This is a genomic window from Paraburkholderia hospita, from assembly GCF_002902965.1.
In the GTDB taxonomy this organism is placed as follows: domain Bacteria; phylum Pseudomonadota; class Gammaproteobacteria; order Burkholderiales; family Burkholderiaceae; genus Paraburkholderia; species Paraburkholderia hospita.
In genome coordinates this window covers 901,395-919,660 of the sequence record NZ_CP026107.1, presented here as the reverse complement: position 1 = coordinate 919,660, position 18,266 = coordinate 901,395, and the positions used below count along the sequence as shown (strand labels likewise).

17 protein-coding genes and 1 pseudogene are annotated in these 18,266 nt (G+C 61.8%); 8 read left to right on the top strand and 10 right to left on the bottom strand.

The features are described 5' to 3' along the window. Positions 1–16: 16 nt before the first annotated feature. On the bottom strand, positions 17–403 hold the full coding sequence (locus tag C2L64_RS54290; protein WP_165489448.1) for a hypothetical protein: 387 nt from the start codon (positions 401–403) through the stop codon (positions 17–19). Between C2L64_RS54290 and C2L64_RS37355 the strand changes: the two genes are divergently transcribed. Genes C2L64_RS37355 through C2L64_RS37340 form a run of 4 tightly spaced genes read left to right on the top strand, consistent with a single transcriptional unit; the run spans position 310 to position 4,183 of the window. After that, complete coding sequence (locus C2L64_RS37355; RefSeq protein ID WP_039899665.1) at positions 310–1,149, top strand: ABC transporter permease subunit; 840 nt, start codon at positions 310–312, stop codon at positions 1,147–1,149. The genes C2L64_RS54290 and C2L64_RS37355 overlap by 94 nt on opposite strands. An 8-nt stretch (positions 1,150–1,157) precedes the next feature. Further along, positions 1,158–1,889 (top strand): ABC transporter ATP-binding protein, encoded by a 732-nt coding sequence (locus C2L64_RS37350; RefSeq protein WP_407671921.1) that lies wholly within the window; start codon positions 1,158–1,160, stop codon positions 1,887–1,889. A gap of 35 nt (positions 1,890–1,924) precedes the next feature. Continuing rightward, entirely contained in the window at positions 1,925–2,938 is a 1,014-nt protein-coding gene (locus tag C2L64_RS37345; RefSeq protein ID WP_007576619.1) for an NrtA/SsuA/CpmA family ABC transporter substrate-binding protein, read from the top strand. 3 nt (positions 2,939–2,941) lie between these two features. Further along, the gene (locus C2L64_RS37340; RefSeq protein WP_007576618.1) at positions 2,942–4,183 is read left to right on the top strand and encodes an acyl-CoA dehydrogenase family protein; all 1,242 of its coding nucleotides are present in this window, start codon (positions 2,942–2,944) and stop codon (positions 4,181–4,183) included. A gap of 44 nt (positions 4,184–4,227) precedes the next feature. Here the strand turns inward: C2L64_RS37340 and C2L64_RS37335 are convergent. The 5 genes and pseudogenes from C2L64_RS37335 to C2L64_RS37315 form a co-directional block, all read right to left on the bottom strand. After that, positions 4,228–5,297: pseudogene (locus tag C2L64_RS37335) on the bottom strand (LLM class flavin-dependent oxidoreductase). Between the two features lie 1,136 nt (positions 5,298–6,433). After that, positions 6,434–7,795 (bottom strand): LLM class flavin-dependent oxidoreductase, encoded by a 1,362-nt coding sequence (locus C2L64_RS37330; protein ID WP_007583101.1) that lies wholly within the window; start codon positions 7,793–7,795, stop codon positions 6,434–6,436. Further along, complete coding sequence (locus tag C2L64_RS37325; RefSeq protein ID WP_007583102.1) at positions 7,795–9,033, bottom strand: SfnB family sulfur acquisition oxidoreductase; 1,239 nt, start codon at positions 9,031–9,033, stop codon at positions 7,795–7,797. Before C2L64_RS37325 ends, C2L64_RS37330 begins: the two co-directional genes overlap by 1 nt. Before the next feature lie 3 nt (positions 9,034–9,036). Beyond that, positions 9,037–10,287, bottom strand: a complete 1,251-nt coding sequence (locus C2L64_RS37320) for an SfnB family sulfur acquisition oxidoreductase (RefSeq protein WP_039900704.1) — start codon at positions 10,285–10,287, stop codon at positions 9,037–9,039. A 172-nt stretch (positions 10,288–10,459) separates the two neighbouring features. Then, on the bottom strand, positions 10,460–11,644 hold the full coding sequence (locus C2L64_RS37315) for an acyl-CoA dehydrogenase family protein (RefSeq protein WP_007583104.1): 1,185 nt from the start codon (positions 11,642–11,644) through the stop codon (positions 10,460–10,462). 264 nt (positions 11,645–11,908) lie between these two features. On the opposite strand from C2L64_RS37315, the gene C2L64_RS37310 reads away from it, so the two are divergent. The 4 genes from C2L64_RS37310 to C2L64_RS37295 all read left to right on the top strand — a co-directional run bounded on the left by C2L64_RS37310 (position 11,909) and on the right by C2L64_RS37295 (position 15,573). After that, positions 11,909–12,940, top strand: a complete 1,032-nt coding sequence (locus C2L64_RS37310; RefSeq protein WP_007583106.1) for an aliphatic sulfonate ABC transporter substrate-binding protein — start codon at positions 11,909–11,911, stop codon at positions 12,938–12,940. A gap of 53 nt (positions 12,941–12,993) precedes the next feature. Beyond that, entirely contained in the window at positions 12,994–13,860 is an 867-nt protein-coding gene (locus C2L64_RS37305) for an ABC transporter permease (RefSeq protein ID WP_007583108.1), read from the top strand. Continuing rightward, complete coding sequence (locus C2L64_RS37300; protein WP_007583110.1) at positions 13,857–14,612, top strand: ABC transporter ATP-binding protein; 756 nt, start codon at positions 13,857–13,859, stop codon at positions 14,610–14,612. The genes C2L64_RS37305 and C2L64_RS37300 overlap by 4 nt, the downstream gene beginning before the upstream one ends. 121 nt (positions 14,613–14,733) lie before the next feature. Continuing rightward, positions 14,734–15,573 (top strand): VOC family protein, encoded by an 840-nt coding sequence (locus C2L64_RS37295; protein ID WP_007583112.1) that lies wholly within the window; start codon positions 14,734–14,736, stop codon positions 15,571–15,573. Positions 15,574–15,579: 6 nt separating this feature from the next. Here the strand turns inward: C2L64_RS37295 and C2L64_RS37290 are convergent, their stop codons facing one another. The 4 genes from C2L64_RS37290 to C2L64_RS37275 form a co-directional block, all read right to left on the bottom strand. After that, positions 15,580–15,783, bottom strand: coding sequence for a hypothetical protein (locus C2L64_RS37290; RefSeq protein ID WP_007583113.1), 204 nt, complete (start codon positions 15,781–15,783; stop codon positions 15,580–15,582). A 133-nt stretch (positions 15,784–15,916) separates the two neighbouring features. Continuing rightward, positions 15,917–16,828: an alpha/beta fold hydrolase gene (locus C2L64_RS37285; RefSeq protein WP_007583115.1), complete on the bottom strand. Its 912-nt coding sequence runs from the start codon at positions 16,826–16,828 to the stop codon at positions 15,917–15,919. 179 nt (positions 16,829–17,007) lie between these two features. After that, positions 17,008–17,838 (bottom strand): CmcJ/NvfI family oxidoreductase, encoded by an 831-nt coding sequence (locus C2L64_RS37280; RefSeq protein ID WP_007583117.1) that lies wholly within the window; start codon positions 17,836–17,838, stop codon positions 17,008–17,010. 31 nt (positions 17,839–17,869) lie between these two features. After that, positions 17,870–18,115, bottom strand: a complete 246-nt coding sequence (locus C2L64_RS37275; protein ID WP_007583119.1) for a hypothetical protein — start codon at positions 18,113–18,115, stop codon at positions 17,870–17,872. Positions 18,116–18,266 lie beyond the last annotated feature (151 nt).

Genomic DNA, 18,266 nt, shown 5'->3' with positions numbered 1-18,266 from the left:
CTTTCTCTCCTCTATATCAGGTGGACGTGCATGACACGATACTGCGCACGTCGAAGATTCGTATGCCTGATTTCTCATAAGCAACTGATCGCAGATCGTTTCGAATGGCGTCATTGCATCTACTCTCTGAAACTGAAAAGCAAAGCATAAAAAAGCGTTTGTGATTGCGATGCGAATCGGCTTTTAATAGGACGCCCTCCTTTTGGAAGGCGCGTCTGTCTTTGAGCTTTTTTCTCTGTTTTGACATCGAATTGTGCGCATTAGCGCCGCAGCGGAGCGCGCTCTCTTCATCGCTATCATGGAACTCACGTGGCTGATCTAATTTCTTCTCGCAACAGCCATGTCTCTTCGACAAGAACACGCTCAGGCGTATCGAAAGCCGCGCTGTACAGGTGGCTTTCATGGCTTATTCCAGCGCTGCTCGTCGTGATCTGGGAGGCGGCCGCTCGCATCGGGGTCATCACGCCACAGGTGCTACCCGCTCCAAGCAGTGTGCTCGGAACCGCGCTGGACCTTGCCCGAAATGGTGAGCTTTTCGTTCACCTCGGCGTTTCGCTTTTGCGTGCTGTAGCCGGCTTCATCATCGGTGGGACGATTGGCATTGCGCTTGGCATCATGGTCGGCTTCTCGCCGCTGGCCCAGGCGATCTTCGACCGATCGATCCAGATGGTGCGCGCGGTGCCCTTCCTGGCGATGTTGCCGCTCGTTATCGTGTGGTTCGGCGTCGGCGAGGTCGCGAAAATTTTCCTCGTTGCGCTCGCGGTTCTGTTTCCCATCTATATCAACACGATGCTGGGCATCCGCCAGATCGATCCAAAGCTGATGGAACTCGCCAAGGTGATCGGGCTGAACTGGCCGGCCGTCGTGCGACGCATCATCTTGCCGGGCGCGATGCCGTCGATCCTCACCGGCGTGCGCTACGCGCTCGCTCATGCGTGGCTCGCACTGGTCATCGCCGAAACACTCGCGACGACAAAAGGCATCGGCTTTCTGGCCATGGACGCCCGCGAATTCCTGCAAACCAACGTGATCGTGTTGACCATAATCATTTACGCGATCATCGGCGTCGTGGCGGACGCGCTGGTGCGCGCACTCGAAGGCCGCTTCCTGTCGTGGCACGCGAATTACGCCAATGGAGTACACAAGTGACCGCGAGCATTGCTCTGTTCCCTGATTCAAACGTCTCGCCGCTCGTCGACGATCGCGCGAGCAGGTCCTCGCTGGCGGTATCGGTACGTTGCCTGCAGCGGCGCTATGGCGCGCGTGTCGTCATCGATGCGCTGGATCTCGACATTCACAAGGGCGAATTCGTCGCTCTGCTCGGCGAAAGCGGCTGCGGCAAGACCACGCTGTTGCGCGCGCTCGCCGGGCTCGACCAGCCTGACGCGGGACAGATCCGCGCGCCTGAACGCCCTTCCGTCGTGTTTCAGGAGCATCGACTGCTGCCTTGGGCCACGTTGTGGGAGAACGTCGCCCTCGGTCATGAAACGACAATTGGCCGGGCTGGCGCGTCCCATGCACTGGCCGAGGTCGGTTTGTCGGGGCGCGAGAACGACTGGCCACGCAATCTTTCGGGTGGCCAGGCGCAACGTGTAGCACTGGCGCGCGCACTCGTGCGTGATCCCGCGCTGCTACTGCTCGACGAACCATTCGCCGCACTCGACGCGTTGACCCGGATCAAGATGCACGGGCTCGTCAAGGAACTCGTTGCACGTCATCAGCCGGGTGTGCTGATCGTCACGCATGACGTCGACGAAGCGCTCACGCTCGCCGACCGGATTCTTGTTATGCGCGCGGGACGCATCGCGGCTTCCTTCCAACCAAAAAATCACACGCCGCAGGAATTGCGCTTCGTCCTGCTCGAAGAACTCGGCGTGCAAACGCACTGATCGCATTCCTGCATCACACCAAGGACCTCAAAACAATGAACGATCACTCATCTGGCCGCCGCCAGCTGTTGCGCGCGGCGGGTGGGCTGCTGGCCGGTCTCGCCGCAAGCAGCGTACTGCCCGCTCTGCCCGCTCACGCAGCCGAACCTCGCAAGCTGACACGCAACACCGACACGGTTCGTATTGGCTGGGGATACGGCAGCCTTCCCGACATCGCGAAGCAACGCGGCGTGTTCGAGAAGACACTCGCTGCCAAGGGCATCAAGGTCGAATGGGTTGGCCCGTTCCCGAACCACGCGCCTTCGCTTCAGGCCGTGGTCGGCGGCAGCGCCGACTTCGGTTTCTGGGGATCGACGACGCCCGCACTGGCCGCGATGCTGGCGGGCTCGCCTCTCGTCTTCAATGCCTTCGATGTCTATTCGCCGCGCTCCACTGCTCTCATCGTGAAGAAGTCGAGCGGTATCAATTCGGTCTCCGATCTCGTGGGCCGCAAGGTCGCCGTCAACCGTTCGGGACTCGGCGAGTTTCTGCTGATTGCCGCGCTGGAGAAGAACCGTATCGATCGTAGCAAGGTTGAGTTCGTCTACCTCAATCCGCCCGATGCAGCGCCGGCATTCGCGCAAGGCAAAGTCGACGCGTGGTCGATGTGGTCGCCCGCCGTCGATATCGCACGCTTTTCGAACGACGCAAAGGACATCTTCAACGAAGGACGGGACCTCGAATTCCTGATCGATTACAGCTCGCTGGTGACACGTCGCAAATTCACCGAAGAGAACTCGGAACTGATTCGCGCGGTGATCGACGCTTATTACGTCGAGGGCTCGTGGCAGTCGACACACTCGGTTGAAGCCGAACAGCTCGTCCAGCGGGAGGCGAAATATCCGGATCAGGTGCGCGACTATCTGGCGAGCCTCAAGCGCGTCAATCAATTCCACGAACCCGACGATGCGGCGTTCGTTGCGCAGCTTCAACGCGCCGCCGACTGGCTTGCCGAACGCAAGATCATCAACTCGCGAATCAAGGTCGCGGATTACAGCATCAAGGTTTGACGCATGTCCGATACCACTTTCGTCAATAGCGGCGAACTGAAGCTCGTCTCGCCGCTATCCACCGCCCTTGGCTTCTCGAAGATCATCGACGATATCGCGTCGAGTGCGGCGGAGCGGGAACTGACGCATCGCCTGCCGTACGACGAGATCGCCACACTCAAGGCGCATGGCTTTGGCGCGCTACGCCTGCCGGCCGGGCTCGAAGGCCAGGCTTTGACCTTGAGCGAGTTGCTCACCGTCGCCCGCGATGTTGCCGCAGCGGATTCGAACATTGCCCATGCATTTCGTAACCATCTGTGGCAAGTCGAAGCCGCGCTCAGACGGCAGGACCACCCGTTCCATGCTCATGTGCTTGCGCTGACCAGCCAGAAGAAGACCGTCGGGCTCAGTTTCACCGAAACCGATGCGCCGGCGGCCGGCGCCCGACCGAGCCGCGTGCTGAGCCGGCTCGAATGGGACGAAACGCGGCAAGTCTATTTGGGTTCCGGCGACAAGGTCTACGCGACGGGCAATCTCTATAACGACGCGTTCATCGGTCTCGCTGTCGAAAGCCGTGCGGGCAAGACCGTGCAATACGTGCTCGCCAGAAGCGACGGTGTCAGCAGCGACGACGACTGGCAGGGATTCGGACAACGCCTGACCGGCTCCGGCACCGCGAAGTTTCGCGCCGTGACCGTGCCTGCCGCGCATGTCTATCCGCAAGACCCTCCGCGACCCGACGAAGCAGCGCCTTGGGGATATACCTTCCATCAGGTGTATCTCACCAACTGCATTGCAGGCATCGCGCGACGAATTGCGTTGGACGCCGTAGAGGTTCTGCGTGCGCGCAAGCGCAACTTCTATCATGGTGAAGCCGAGCATCCCGCCGAAGAGCCTGTGCTGCAGGCGTTGCTTGGACGCATCCGTGCATACGCCGCGAGCATCGAGGCCACTGCGGACCGCGCGGTCGGCGCGCTGCAACGTGCGTGGGACACCTATGGCACGAGCGATGAGTATGCGGCGACGCTTGCCGCGACTCTCGCGGCGTCGGAGGCCAAGGTTGTGATCGACGATCTCGCGCCGCAAATTGCGAGTTGGCTGATCGATCTTGGATCGGGCTCCGTCGTCTCGCGCGTGGGTGCGCTGGACCGGCACTGGCGCAACATCAAGGTCATTGCGTCGCACAACCCGCGGCTCTACAAGGAGAGCCTGCTCGGGCAGCATCTGCTGAACGGACGTCTTCCGCCGACGGGCGCCTTCTTCTGATCGCCGCGCATGCTGCACCACGCGGCTTGCTCCTCTTTAGCCACTCAAGCGGATAGCAGGCGGCGCACGCGCGGCGCGACTTCTTCAGCGAAGCTGCGCATGTCGGCCTCGAAGGGCTGGAATTGCAGCATGAACAGTTCGATGCCGGCAAGGTGGAATTCCGCGATGCGCTTAGCGACCGTGTCGTAATCACCGACCAGCCCCGCCGCGGTGCCGCCGTTCGAACCGACGCGCGGCGACTGCGCGAAGGTCTGGATCATCACAACGTTTGGATCGATATTCGCCTTTTGCCGTTCGCGCAGCGGCTTGTCCAGTTCGGCCAGCGCAAACAGATGTTCCAGGTGGGCGTCAGCTTCTGCCTGCGTTTGCCGCGCAATCACGAACGCCGACAAGCCGAAGCGCAGCGGAGCGTGCCCTGCCCGTCGTTCGCGTGACGATACGTCGGCAATCAGACGCGCGACATCGTCGCGCGGTTGGCCGTTGATAAACCATACGTCGCCGTGCGCCGCGACCAGCTCGCGCGCGGGCTCCGACTCACCGCCGACATAGATGCGCGGACGGGCGCGAAACGGATCGGCGGGCCGAAGCTGATATTCATCGATACGGAAATTGTCGCCGTGATGGTTCAGCGTTTCGCCACGCAATAGCGCATCGACAACCTCGATCCATTCGCGACCGTATGCGTAGCGTGCATCGTGTTCAGGAAGCCGATGCCCGCGCGTTCGAGTTCCGGACGGTTCCATGCGTTGACCAGATTGATTGCGAAGCGTCCGCCGCTGATGTGCTCGATCTGTTGCGCCATTTTGGCCAGTACTACGGGATGATAGAGGTAGGGCTTGATTGCTGCGATGATCTCGATGCGGGATGTTAGCGCCGCGAGGGCGGCCGATGTGGTCCATGCTTCGAGTTGATCGAGGGATGCGTCGTGGGGGTTGATTGTATGTTGTGCCACGAGCACCGAATCGTAGCCAAGCTGCTCGGCTTCTAGCACTAACGCCTTGTTGCGCGTCCAGGAGGCGTCGTAAGGTTCGTTTGGGTCTTGCAGCGCGGCGCGGCTGCCGTGGACGAGGGCCCATACGCCGAAGCGTGGAAATGGTTTGGTTGGGGTTGGCATCGATGCTCGAGATTTGGACTTTCAAGGGGGATGGGTATGCTAACGCCCGATCGGGCTTGTGCGATCTAAGTTGTGGTCATATGGTTCTATTGGATCTGGATGATGGGCGGTGTTTGCTGCGCAAGCGGTTTGGTTTTTTACCTTTGCGCTGGCATCCGCGTTATGCCTTCGCGCTTCATGTGTCGCTGTTTGGTGTTTTGGCCTTTGCGCCGGCATCCGCGTGTTGCCTTCGTGCTTCATGTGTCGCTGTTTGGTGTTCTGGCCTTTGCGCTGGCATCCGCGTATTGCCTTCGTGCTTCACACGTCGCCCCTGTGCGGGGCGGCACCTACTTTTCTTTGCCGCCGCAAAGAAAAGTAGGCAAAAGAAAGCGGCTAACACCGCCAACATTTCTTCTTGCCTGAGGGCCCCCAAACCGTCCCACACTTCACACGGCAACGTCCTTGTTCGCGTGTGTTGCCAACGCTTCGAATGGCCGCCTCACCCACTTCAAACACCCGAACAAGAGCTAGCGGCAGCGAATGATTTGCGCCGCCCAGGTGGCAAACTGTGTGTAGGTTGTCGCGACGTATAGCTTGGCGCTCTTACAGGGTGGGACGCGTGCGCAATCGGTCCGGAGTGAGGCGTGTGTGGCGCGACGGCCTACACACAGTTTGCCACCTGGGCGGCGGTGGACTATCTGGCACGGCGTGTTGCGACACGGACGCGTGAAGCGGGTGAGGCGGCCATTCAGAGCGCTGGCAACGAACATGAGTCACGTGGTTGCCGTGTGAAGCGTGGGACCGGTTGGGGGCCCTCAGGCAAGAACTAGGACTGGCGGTGTTAGCCGCTTTCTTTTGCCTACTTTTCTTTGCGGCGGCAAAGAAAAGTAGGTGCCGCCCCGCACAGGGGCGACGCTTGAAGCACGAAGGCAATACGCGGATGCCAGTGCAAAGGCCAGAACACCAAACGGCGACGCGTGAAGCGCGAATGCAATACGCGGATGCCCGCGCAAAGGCCAAAACACCAAACAGCGACGCATGAAGTGCGAAGGCAAAACGCGGATACCAGTGCAAAACCAAAAATACCAAACGATCTGCGCCGCGAAGGCGCAAACGCAGACGCCACCGCAAAGACCAAATCAACCGAACGGCAATGGCTACGCCGAGTACCGCCTGAACCCCGCCGCCGCATGCCGCGAAGGCAAATGGTCTCCCTCCCCGAACAACCTGTTCCTCAGCGTCCCATCGCCATATTCAGTCTTATAAAGACCGCGACTCTGCAACTCAGGCACAACGAGATCAATAAAGTCCTCATAGCTCTCGGGCACCACAGTGCGGCTCAAGTTGAAACCATCAATCCCGGTCTCCTCGATCCAGGACCCCAACTCATCCGCGACCTGGGCAGCGCTGCCCACAATCGCGGGATACCGTCCGCCAAGCTCAAACATCTCCAGCAACTTCCGCCGCGTCCACCCATGCTGCTTCGCCGTCCGCGTAGCCGACTCAATGGCATTGCCAGGCGCGTAATCGACAGGCGCGTCGAGATCATATTGCGCATAGTCGATGCCAGTACTGGCAGCAAAATGCGCAAGCCCCGCTTCGCGGCTCGCATACCGCAAATAATCCGCGTACTTCTCCCGCGCCTCGCGTTCAGTTGCGCCCGCCACAACAGCCGCCCCTGCAAACACCTTAACGTCATCCGGCCGACGCCCGGCCAGCACCAGTTGCTCCCGCAACGCCTTCACCGTTTCTCGCGCAGCATTCCGGTTCGGCGGCGAAATGAACACACATTCGGCATGACGCGCGGCAAAGCGCTGGCCACGCCCGGAACTACCCGCCTGAAACAGGACTGGCGTGCGCTGCGGCGACGGCTCCGCAAGGTGATAGCCTTCAACGTTGTAGTACCGTCCCGCATGCCGAACCTCATGAACCTTCGCGGGATCGGCATACACCCGCGCGCCCTTGTCGCGCCGCACGGCATCCGCTTCCCAACTGCCTTCCCACAGCTTGTAGAGCACTTCGAGGTAGTCGTCCGCGCGCTCATAGCGTTCGTCGTGTGGAAGCTGCTCGCTCAGCCCCATCGCGCGCGCCGCGCTGTCGAGATACCCCGTGACGATATTCCAGCCGACGCGCCCCTGCGTCAGATGATCGAGCGTCGAGAAACGGCGTGCGAGCAGATACGGCTGTTCATAAGTGAGATTGACAGTCACGCCGAAGCCCAGATGTTCCGTCACGGCAGCCATCGCCGAAACAAGCAGCAAGGGATCGTTGACGGGCAACTGGATCGACTCGCGCAAAGTCACGTCGACATTACGCTGATAGACGTCGTACACACCGACGATGTCAGCAAGAAAGAGTCCATCGAACAATCCGCGCTCCAGCGTGCGAGCGAGGTCGGTCCAGTACGGCAACAGGCGGTAGTCGGTCGAGCGGTCGCGCGGATGCGTCCACAGACCGTGGTTGATATGGCCCACGCAATTCATGTTGAACGCGTTGAGCAGAATCTGTTTCCTCGCCATTACAAGGCTCCATGCCGGGGCGGCAGCTTGTCGTTGAGATAGTAATTGCCTACCGCGTGGTACTTCCAGCGCACCGGGTCATGCAGCGTATGCGTGCGGGCATTGCGCCAGAAACGGTCGAGTCCGAGACCATCGAGCGTCGCTGAAGTGCCGGCGAGTTCGAACAGGCGCGAACCCGCATCGAGCGATACCGTCGTGGTGAGCGCACGCGCCTCCGCGACGGCAATCGATGCCTGCGCCACCGAGCGTTCCGTCGGCCCGGCCTGTGCGGCATCGACAAAGCGGCCCGCGCGGCGCAGCAATGCCTCCGCCGCGCGCAAACGCACCGCGAGGTCGCCGAACTGCGCGATGGTCAGCGGGTCGTCGGCGGCACGCTCGATCTTCGCGTCGATCCACGGTCGCGAATGCTCCCGCACGAACTGCAATGCGGCCTGGAACGCGGCGCGCGCCTGACCGAGATCGATGGCTGCGTGAATGATCTGCGCGAGCGGTCCGATCGTCGTCGGGCGCTCGAACGATGCCTGAAACGGCACGACCCATTCCGGCTCGACACGCACATGACTGAACTGCACCGACCCGCTGCCCGTGACACGCTGACCGAAACCATCCCAGTCGTCGATCACCTCGACGCCGTCGGCGTCGCGTGGCACGAAAGCGAGCCACGTGATGTCGCGCCCTTTCTCTTCCGTGATCACCAGCGTGGGAATCCAGTGCGCGTACAGTGCGCCCGTGCAATAGAACTTGCGGCCGTCGATATGCCAGCCGGCCGCCGTGCGCGCGAGACGCGTGCGGCGTTTGAAATCCTTGTGGCCGGTTTCGGCGAGCGCATTGCCAAAGCGCTCGCCTGCCAGTACGCGATCGTAGAAAAAGCGCTGCTGTTCGCTGCTGCCGCCGACGCGCAGCACTTCGAGCGCGTAGTAGTGATTTTGCGGAATCTGGCCGAGTGAGCCGTCGGCCGCTGAAATCGTCGCGGTCACTTCCGCGAGCGTCCCACTGCTCACGCCCGCGCCGCCGAATTCACGCGGCACGGTGATGCCCCACAGCCCACTCGCAACGAACGCATCCAGCTCGGCCCACGGCAGCCGCCGCTCGCGGTCGCGCGCCGCCGCATCCGGTGCAAAGTCTTCAGCGAGTTGCTTCGCGACACGTATCGCGTGCTCGTCGTCGGCAATGCGGTGGGGAGTCCCCTGGCCAGGATCCACGATGTCGCGCGTCTCTTCAGAAATATCGAGGCTCATGCTTCAGTTCCACGAATGCCGCGTGGGCAGCACATGATTCAGGTGATAGTTGCCGAGCAGATGCAGCTTCCAGCGCACGGGGTCATGCAGCGTGTGCGTGCGCGCATTGCGCCAATGACGGTCGAGGTGATGTACGGCGCGGGTGGAAGCAGAACCCGCCAGTTCGAACAGCTTTTCGCTCGCTTCGAGGGCGATACGTGTTGTCAGCACCTTTGCCTCCGCTACCGCAACCGACGCCCGTGCGCTGGCCTCGGCATCGATGGGCGCGGCGGCAACTGCATCGAGCGTGTGGCCCGCCTCCAGCAACACCTCGCGAGCGGCGTGCAACTCGATCTGCAGGCGGCCGACGTCGGCGATGATGTAGGGATCGTCCGTCGCGCGCTCCAGGCCCGAATCGATCCACGGCCGCGCGCGCTCGCGCACGAATGCGAGTGCATCGGCTACAGCCGCCTCGGCGATGCCCTGATCGATGGCGGCCTGGATCAGTTGCGACGTTGGGCCGAACAGACCGGGACGGTCGGCTAGTTGCCAGATCGGCAGCACATCTTGTGGATCGACGGGGACGTTCTCGAAGGTTACCGTGCCGCTCGCCGTCGTGCGTTGGCCAAACGAACTCCAGTCGTCGATCACCGTAAGACCCTCTGCATCGCGCGGCACCCAGACCTGGACGGCACGTCCTGCATCGTCCGTCGCACGCGCCGGCACGCGATGAGCGAACAGCGCGCCAGTGGAATAGAAACGCTTGCCATCGAGACGCAGCCCGTCCTCTGTCGCGCGCAGCCGCGTCGTACCCTGCAGCACCGTGGACGCAGCGGCCGAGCGCCGTTCCGGGCCTGCATTGCCGAGCCGATGACCCGTCAGCACTTCGCCATACAGGCGCGCTTTCTGCGCCGGCGTGCCGATTTCACGCAACACGCCCAACACGCCGAAATGATTCTGCGGAATCTGGCCCAACGCGGGATCGGCTGCGCAGAGAATCACGAACACTTCGGCCAGCGTCGCGAACGATACGTCCGCGCCGCCGTATTGACCCGGCACCGTGATCGCACCCAGTCCGCTTTCGGACCATAGATCGAGTTCGGCCCAAGGCAGGATGCGCTGGCGATCGCGCTCAGCCGCACCTGTTGCGAAGACTGCCGCTAGCGCATGGGCGGCTGCGAGCGCGTCGGAATCGCCAGCAATGCGCTTCACGCGCGCGGGGTCCGGGCGCCGCGGCAATTGCGCTGCGGCCAAAGAGGATTCGACTGTAGACATGGTGGCTCATACGAACGAATAAAGCCCTATGCCCGCGACGCAACCTTCGCGGCTCGCTGCGGACAGGGCCAATCCTGTATTGGATCAGCCCAGGCGAGCCTGGCCTACTATCGAATTTGACATTGCTTATGACAGGTTCCGGTTTTCGAATGCGGACGACGAAATCGAATCTTCAGGAATAGAAAGACGGTGTGGGCAGTTCATCGTTCACCGCCCATTCGCCGAGTTCCTGCAACTTGTAGTCCACCGGATCGTGCAGCGTTTGCGTGCGCAGATTGCGCCAGAAACGGTCGAGCCGCAGTGCGCCATGCGTGGCGCGCGCGCCCGCCACTTCGAACATCCGGGTGCTCAGGTCGAGGCCGACGCGCGTGGCGGCAACCTTGGCCGTCGCGATCGCAACGGCAACGTGTCCGCGTGTCGTTTCGTCAAGTTCCGCGCCACGCGCCCAGGCCTCGTCGAACAGTTGTACCGCGCGCCCGGCCAGCAAACGGACGCTTTCCAGCCCAACCCAGAACTCGCCGTAGTGACGCAACGTATGGGGATCCTTGCTGGCTTGTTCCGCAGGTGACTTGAACCAGGGGCGCGATTCATGGCGCGTGTAGTGCTTCATCTCCGCAAAGACGCCTTCACCGATGCCAAGAAACATCTGCGTAAAAATCAATTGCGCCAACAACGGACGCAGACACGCGAACGGAGTGCTCAACGGTCCAGGCTCGAGCAGCAGTTCGCTTTCTTCAACGCGCACATTCTCGAAGAGCGCGCTGCCGCTATCCGTTTGCCGCTGCCCGAAGCTGTTCCAGTCGTGATTCAACGTGATGCCGGAACGGGAAGTTGGGATGGCCGCGATCAGCAGCTTTCGGCTGACGGCATCCAGCCCCGACGCGACCAGCATGTCGGAATCGAGCGCCCCCGAGCAAAAGCTCTTCCTGCCGGAGAATTCGTACCCATTGTCCAGGCGTTGCACTACGGTACGCGTATCCAACGGGTTCAGCGTATTGCCCCAGAACCAGTTCTTCTGCGCGGTCTGCTCGAACCAGGGTTCCCATTGATCCGGACGTCCGAACAGCCGGACGGTAGCGAGCAGCAGATGATGGAATCCGAACACATGCGCAATCGAACTGTCGACTCGCGCGAACGTCCTGACGACATCGAGCGTCTGCGTCCAGCTCGCGCCTGTTCCGCCGTACTGCCGGGGAATCGATAGCGACAGCAGGCCGCTGGCCCGGATCGCGTCGCGCTCGGCCTTGGGCGTGCCGCCTTTTTCGTCGCGCTCGACTGCGCTCGCGGCAAATTGCTGCGCAAGCGCCTGTGCCGTCTGGATCTGCGAAGCGGGATTGGATTCAACGTGTGTCGTCATGATGAGCAAGGCCGGAAAGATGACTGGCAAGTTTAAGAAAGCCACTACGGCAAGACCTACCATCGAGTGCTTGAATGCTTATGCAGATTTCTTCTTAGGACGTGCGCTGTCAATGTGAATGATGCACCACATTGTCTGCTGAAACAGAAACCCGCTTCTGCAATAGCGCCAGGACTGCTTTGATTCTGAACTTTAATTGGTTCGCAGATGCGATCGGCTTCGTTACATTGAAGCTCAAATCACATGTGACCATAAGGACAATCGATGGGATCGGTTCGGGGCTTTGCATTCTTCGCACGGGCGCGCCGCGCGCACGTTCTGCGCAACATCATGACGACAGCAGCCGCCGCGCTGGCGCTCTGCTATTTCGGCAGCACGCAGGCTGCGCCGCTTACCGAGCTGAAGCTCGACTACGCGTACTACTCGCCGGAGAGCCTCGTCATCAAACGCAATGGCTGGCTGGAACAGGAGTTCGCCGCCGATCACACGCAGGTCAAGTGGGTGCTGAGCCTGGGAAGCAACCGCGCGCTCGAGTATCTGAATAGCCGCGCCATTGATATCGGCTCGACAGCGGGTCTCGCTGCCGTGCTCGGCAAGGCAAACGGCAATCCGATCCGTGCGGTGTATGTGTTTTCCCGGCCTGAATGGACTGCCCTCGTCGTGCGCAAAGATTCGCCCATCAAGAGTCTCGCCGATCTGAAAGGCAAGAAGATTGCGGCGACCAAGGGCACCGATCCCTTCCTCTTCACGTTGCGCGCGCTGCACACCGTGGGCCTCTCGCGCGACGACGTCGAAATCGTGAATCTCCAGCATCCGGACGGCCGAACGGCGCTCGCGAACAGCCAGGTCGACGCGTGGGCCGGGCTCGACCCGCACATGGCCGCCGCGCAAATCGACGATGGCGCGCGTCTGCTTTATCGCAATGTCGATTTCAATACGTGGGGCCTGCTCAACGCACGCGAGGACTTCATCCGCGAGCATCCGGAGCAACTGGCTCGCGTATTGAAGGTCTATGAAAAAGCACGCGTGTGGATCGCCGCGCATCCCGACGATACGGCGAAGATCGTCTCGGAGGAATCGAAGGTCTCGCTCGCGGTCGCGAAGCTGCAACTCAGCCGCAACGACTTCAGCCATCCGCAGCCCGGCGCGCAACAGATCGCGGCGCTCAAGGCGGCCGCGCCGATTCTCGTCGACGAGCAGCTGGTGAAAAGCGGCACCGATCTCAATCAGGTCATCGACGCGCTGATCGATTCGAAAATCGCGCAGCCCGTCATCGCGAGCAACGGCGCGAAATGACTCGCACGCGACACGACGCATGCGAGCAGTCTGCATTAGCGCGGACTTGAATCATGGCTGCCACTGAACAGACACTCGCACTCAAGACGCGCGATTCACACGCGCGCTCACCAGGCGAACGCACATTGCGCAAGCGACCTCGTGACGCCGTGCGGTTATGGCGCTACGCAGGGTACGCGTTGCCCGTCGTCTTTCTCGCTGTGATCGAAGCGCTGGTGCGCGCGTCCGTGTTGCCGATGCATCTCGTCCCCGCTCCCAGCACGATCGCACAAACGCTGTGGGATCTCGGCGGTACACGCGTCGCGCGACACATCGGCGCGAGCGTCGCACGCGTGTATGCGGGCTTCGCGCTCGGCTCGGCGCTCGCGTTGCTGATCGGCGCGGCGATGGGACTAAGCCGCCGCGTCGATGCGCTGCTCGATCCTGCGTTTCAGGCACTGCGCGCGATTCCATCGCTCGCATGGGTGCCGATCCTGCTGCTGTGGATGGGCATCGACGAAGCGCCCAAGATCACGCTCATCGCGATTGGCGCGTTCTTTCCCGTGCAACTCAGTGTGGTCGCCGGCATTCATGGTGTTGACCGCAAGCTGATCGAATTCGGAGAGCTCAACCGGCTGACGCCGCGCGCGATGTTCACGCGCATCCTGCTGCCCGCGTCGATGCCGCAGATCTTCACGGGACTGCGCACGGGACTGAGCCTCGCGTGGATGTTCATGGTCGCCGCCGAACTGATCGCCGCGACGCGCGGCCTCGGCTATCTGCTCAGCGATGGCCGCGAAACGGGCAGACCCGATCTCGTGTTCGGCGCCATCCTGCTGCTGGCGTTGCTCGGCAAACTGAGCGACGGCACATTCAAGCTTATCGAAACGCGCGTGCTGTCCTGGCGCGATGCGCGCCACGTCTCGGGAGACGCGCCATGAGCCCGTCTACTCCGCCCTTACTGCAAGTGCGCGGCCTCGCGCGGCGCTTCGGGCAGCGCACGGTATTCGAACAGGTATCGTTCGAGCTGGCACGCGGTGAGATCGTCAGTCTGGTCGGCCCGAGCGGATGCGGAAAGAGCACGCTGCTGCGGGCGATTGCGGGCCTCGACGGGCACTCGGAAGGTTCGGTGCTGCTGGAGCAGCAATTGCAGCGCGATCCATCCGACAGGATCGGCATGATCTTTCAGGAGCCACGGCTGCTGCCCTGGCTCAGCGTGGCCGACAATATCGCGTTCGCTGCCGGGCCTCGACAGGGACACAATCCGCGCGTCGATACCTTACTTGCAGAAGTCGGTCTGTCCGGCGTGCGCGATGCGCTGCCGAAACAGCTATCGGGCGGCATGGCACAACGTGTCGCACTGGCGCGAGGACTTTTCGCGGAGCCGGATTTGTTGTTGCTCGACGAACCGTTCAGCGCCGTCGATGCCATCACACGCTCGCGCCTTCAGCGTGTCCTGCTTGCGCTCGCGCACGCGCACGGAACGACCATCCTGCTCGTCACGCACGATCTGGACGAAGCGCTTCTCCTGTCCGATCGTGTTCTATTGCTGTCGCCGCCCGGCGATGACCGCCCAAGCAACATCGCGCGCGAGATTCACGTCGACGCGCCACGGCCTCGAAATCTCCGCGATCCTGCGATGGATGCGCTGCGAGATACTTTGCTGGACGGTATCGCGTCAACCCCGATCTGATCGTGTCGAGCTGACGCGCATCCTAAACCGCGCAGCGTAAGAAGTTATCGACATATTGTTGGTGGCCTCGTCATCCCCGCCCGCTCCATACTGTCGAACGACAAACGAGAGGAGTGAATGGATGCCGCTGCTGCCAGATCATCTTGTGATTCGCGTGCATGACCTCAAAGCGACCATTGCAGATTTCGCCGAGCTGGGTTTCACTGTGCAGCGCGGCGGCACACATGCAGACGGGACAACGCATAATGCGCTGATCGGATTTGCCGACGGCAGCTACATCGAACTGATCGCATTCCTGAAAGACGCGCGGGAACATCGCTGGTGGGACGAGCAACAACGCGCTGGCGAGGGCTTTGTCGATTTCGCGCTGCTGCCCGAGTCGGTTGCCCACACGGTGGAAGCCACGTATGCGCGCGGCCTGTACTATGACGGCCCCATACCGGGTGGCCGCATCCGGCCCGACGGCACGCGGCTCGAATGGCAGATCGGCCGCCCGACGACGCGCGACCTGCCCTTCTTGTGCGGCGACCTGACGCCCCGCTTCCTGCGCGTCGCGGAAGGCGAAGCGCGCACGCATCGCAATGGCGCGACCGGACTTGCCGCCGTCAATGTCGCGGTTTCGGATCTGGAGAAGAGCATCGCGCGGTATCGCATTCTGCTTGGCGACGTGCCTGTGCATCGAGGCGCGTTGACAGGACACGATGTGCACTTCGCGACACTGCCGATCGGTCCGACCACAGTCACCTTGCTGTCGCCTGTGACACGAACGCGCGCGGATGGTGATCCAGCTTCCGGCAACACAACGGCCCTTGCCGAAGAACTACGGTCCCAACTCGCGATCCGGGGCGAAGGGGTCTTCAGCGCGGCGATTCATGTTGCCGATGCCGCGCAAGCGCGTGCGTTACCGCTTTCGCTCAGTCACGGTGCACGGCTCGAATTCATTCACGCGCCCGGCAGTTGAGCCGCTTCAGGCCGGCAGCTTGCCTTTCCTGCGCAACACGGAGACGACTTCGTCGATGCTCGCGTTCTCCAGCAGGCGGCGGCCCACTGCCCGGCGTTCGTCATTGATGGCATCGATGCTTCGCTGCATCGCGGCGGCCTTCGCCGCGATGTAGACGGCCATGCCGTAACCGAAGCGCTCGATCAAATCCTTGCAGAAAAAGTTTTGCATAGTGGTTCAGCGACGATGCTCGCACGCGTTATTGAGAATCGTTCGCAATTATACATAACCGCTCGACGCATCTGGTGCGGGCTTCGTGCTGGCGCAGCGGCCATGACGGAGAGTCCGAGGCCATGGCAGATATCTAGAACGCTTCCGCAAGAAACGGCACGAGCGCAGACAGCACCTCAGCCGGCGCGTCCTCGGGCAGCAGATGACCGCCGGGCAGCGCCCTTCCCGTCACGCGCGATGCCCATTTCGACCACACATCGATGGGCAGCGTCTTTCGTGCTCTCTGCTCCCGCTCACTCCACAGCACCAGCACCGGAGATGTCAGCTTCTTCCCTGCCTCGAAATCGGCTGTGTCGTACTGAAGGTCCTCTGCAGTCGCGGCACGATAGTCCTCGCAGATTGCATGACGCACTTCAGGCTTGCGAAACGCGGCCCGGTAAGCATCGAGTGCCAGCGGATCGATCCCGTCGAGTCCGCCTGCCATCTTCGACAGTGCCGCATCGATAAATGCGTCGGGGTCGGCGTCCAGCATGCGCTCCGGAAGATCGAAAGGTTGCGCGAGAAAGAACCAGTGCCACGCATTCAGCGCGAAGGTTTTGTCGACGCCCGCGAAGGCATCCAGCGTGGGGATGACTGTCAGCGACGCGTATGCGGCAACGCGCGCAGGATGATCGAGCGCCAGCCGGTATCCGACGCGCGCGCCACGGTCATGCCCGACGACGGCGAACCGCTCATGCCCCAGGCGATCCATCAAGCCGACGAGCGCTTGCGCAACGCGACGTTTGGTCCATCGCGGCTGATCGTTTCGCGTGCGGCTGTCGCCGTATCCCGGCAAGTCGGGCACGATGACGGTATGGGATTGTGCGAGCGTCGGCGCAATCTTTCGCCAGGCGATGTGGGTTTGCGGATAGCCGTGCAGCAGCAGAACAGGCGGGCCGGAGCCGCCTGTCACGCCACTAAACGACACGTCCTCCGTATCGACGTCGAGTCTCCGGAAGCCGGGGAAAAAACTGTTTGCGGCAGACTGAGCATTGCCGTGCGTCATGGACACCTCCTTATGCGACGCGACAGCCACTCGAACTGGACGAACACACCGACGCGCTGGACGAAGCTTATGCGATCGTCGTGTTTTTTGCAGGCTGGCGCTGTTCACGCCCACACGCTGCATGTCGTGAGTGCGTTCGCTGACCAATGATTGACGCCGATAGGCGTGCCAGCGCAAGCTCAGAAGAACAGCAACGAGCGCAGTTCGATACTGCGCCGCGCTCTTGCATCGGGTGGCGACGACGGATCATCGAATGCGGTATGCGCCGTCAGCCGCGCAACATCGTCGCCCGCGGAATCGTAGATTTTCAGCAGCAGCACTTCCTCCGGCGACATCAACGGAAAGTAGTACCAGCGGTGCCGCGGATTGAAAACGAATGCATACGTCTCGCCGATCTTGTCCGGATAGATCAGATCCGACGGCACGAGATCGGTCAGCGAGATACTGCGCGCATCGCACAATGCGAGCGGCGACGATTCGACCGTCGATCCGACAGGACGCCACAGGTTGACGATCGCCACCCTGCCTTTCAGCAGTTCTGCCGCATCATGCGGCGGCAGATGATCGCGCACGCGGCGCGGACCCGAGACGAATGTCTGATCGTTGTGAATGAATTTGACAGGCTCGCGCACGCCGCTCGCTCGCGCCGCCTGGCCGTCGCGAAGCGTGTGATCGAAGATGACGACGCGCTTCGCACCCGTCCAACGCTTGAGCAACGCTTCGGCCTCAGGGTAGTAGATGCGTTCGATCGCGGCTGGGTCCGAGAAGTCGCTGAGCGCGCTCGCGTGCTGCCGCAGTTCAAAGCCATTGCGGTCCAGCGATAAGCCACCCGGCGGCGGCGACACGCGTGCATTGACGATATTCACGCGTTGCGTCCGATACACGCCGCTGCGCTGTGGCTCGCCTGCAGGCGGCTCATAGGCATACGTGGCGGGCTTTTCTCCCGTCGCGACGAGATAGTTCAACGCGGCTTCGACAACGGCTGGCTGTTCGACGACGATATCGCTCATTGCTTACGCTCCATGCATGCGCGCGACTCAATTAGTCCGGCGCTATTTCGCCGATCACATGAAACATCTCGAACGTGTAGCCCATATTGAAGTAGCCCGCTCGCGCATAGACGGCTATACGCTCGAGGCGCTCACCCGCATCGCGCGGCGAGTGCTCTGCCTGCGGGTCGGTGAGGTCTTCAGCGGCGTGGGCGGATCGCGCCTGCAATCGCTGACGCGCAGCCTGGAAGGGATGAAATACGGCCTGACGATAAAACGATGCGAGGTTCATCGACATGATGCGTCCTCCTGCTCGTGGCAATATTCATCGAATCTAGTCAGTGGCGGCGGATTGCACAAACAAGCATTTGTGCAATGCTTTGCAACGCACCGCCGATGGATGAACTGGACCCTCAGGCGCCCGCGCGCTCAGTGACGGACGGCACGAT

Coding starts and splice junctions, on each gene's coding strand:
- C2L64_RS54290 (WP_165489448.1), bottom strand. CDS start 403: ATGAAAGCCACCTGTACAGCGCGGCTTTCGATACGCCTGAGCGTGTTC.
- C2L64_RS37345 (WP_007576619.1), top strand. CDS start 1,925: ATGAACGATCACTCATCTGGCCGCCGCCAGCTGTTGCGCGCGGCGGGT.
- C2L64_RS37340 (WP_007576618.1), top strand. CDS start 2,942: ATGTCCGATACCACTTTCGTCAATAGCGGCGAACTGAAGCTCGTCTCG.
- C2L64_RS37330 (WP_007583101.1), bottom strand. CDS start 7,795: ATGGCGAGGAAACAGATTCTGCTCAACGCGTTCAACATGAATTGCGTG.
- C2L64_RS37325 (WP_007583102.1), bottom strand. CDS start 9,033: ATGAGCCTCGATATTTCTGAAGAGACGCGCGACATCGTGGATCCTGGC.
- C2L64_RS37320 (WP_039900704.1), bottom strand. CDS start 10,287: ATGTCTACAGTCGAATCCTCTTTGGCCGCAGCGCAATTGCCGCGGCGC.
- C2L64_RS37315 (WP_007583104.1), bottom strand. CDS start 11,644: ATGACGACACACGTTGAATCCAATCCCGCTTCGCAGATCCAGACGGCA.
- C2L64_RS37310 (WP_007583106.1), top strand. CDS start 11,909: ATGGGATCGGTTCGGGGCTTTGCATTCTTCGCACGGGCGCGCCGCGCG.
- C2L64_RS37305 (WP_007583108.1), top strand. CDS start 12,994: ATGGCTGCCACTGAACAGACACTCGCACTCAAGACGCGCGATTCACAC.
- C2L64_RS37300 (WP_007583110.1), top strand. CDS start 13,857: ATGAGCCCGTCTACTCCGCCCTTACTGCAAGTGCGCGGCCTCGCGCGG.
- C2L64_RS37295 (WP_007583112.1), top strand. CDS start 14,734: ATGCCGCTGCTGCCAGATCATCTTGTGATTCGCGTGCATGACCTCAAA.
- C2L64_RS37290 (WP_007583113.1), bottom strand. CDS start 15,783: ATGCAAAACTTTTTCTGCAAGGATTTGATCGAGCGCTTCGGTTACGGC.
- C2L64_RS37285 (WP_007583115.1), bottom strand. CDS start 16,828: ATGACGCACGGCAATGCTCAGTCTGCCGCAAACAGTTTTTTCCCCGGC.
- C2L64_RS37280 (WP_007583117.1), bottom strand. CDS start 17,838: ATGAGCGATATCGTCGTCGAACAGCCAGCCGTTGTCGAAGCCGCGTTG.
- C2L64_RS37275 (WP_007583119.1), bottom strand. CDS start 18,115: ATGTCGATGAACCTCGCATCGTTTTATCGTCAGGCCGTATTTCATCCC.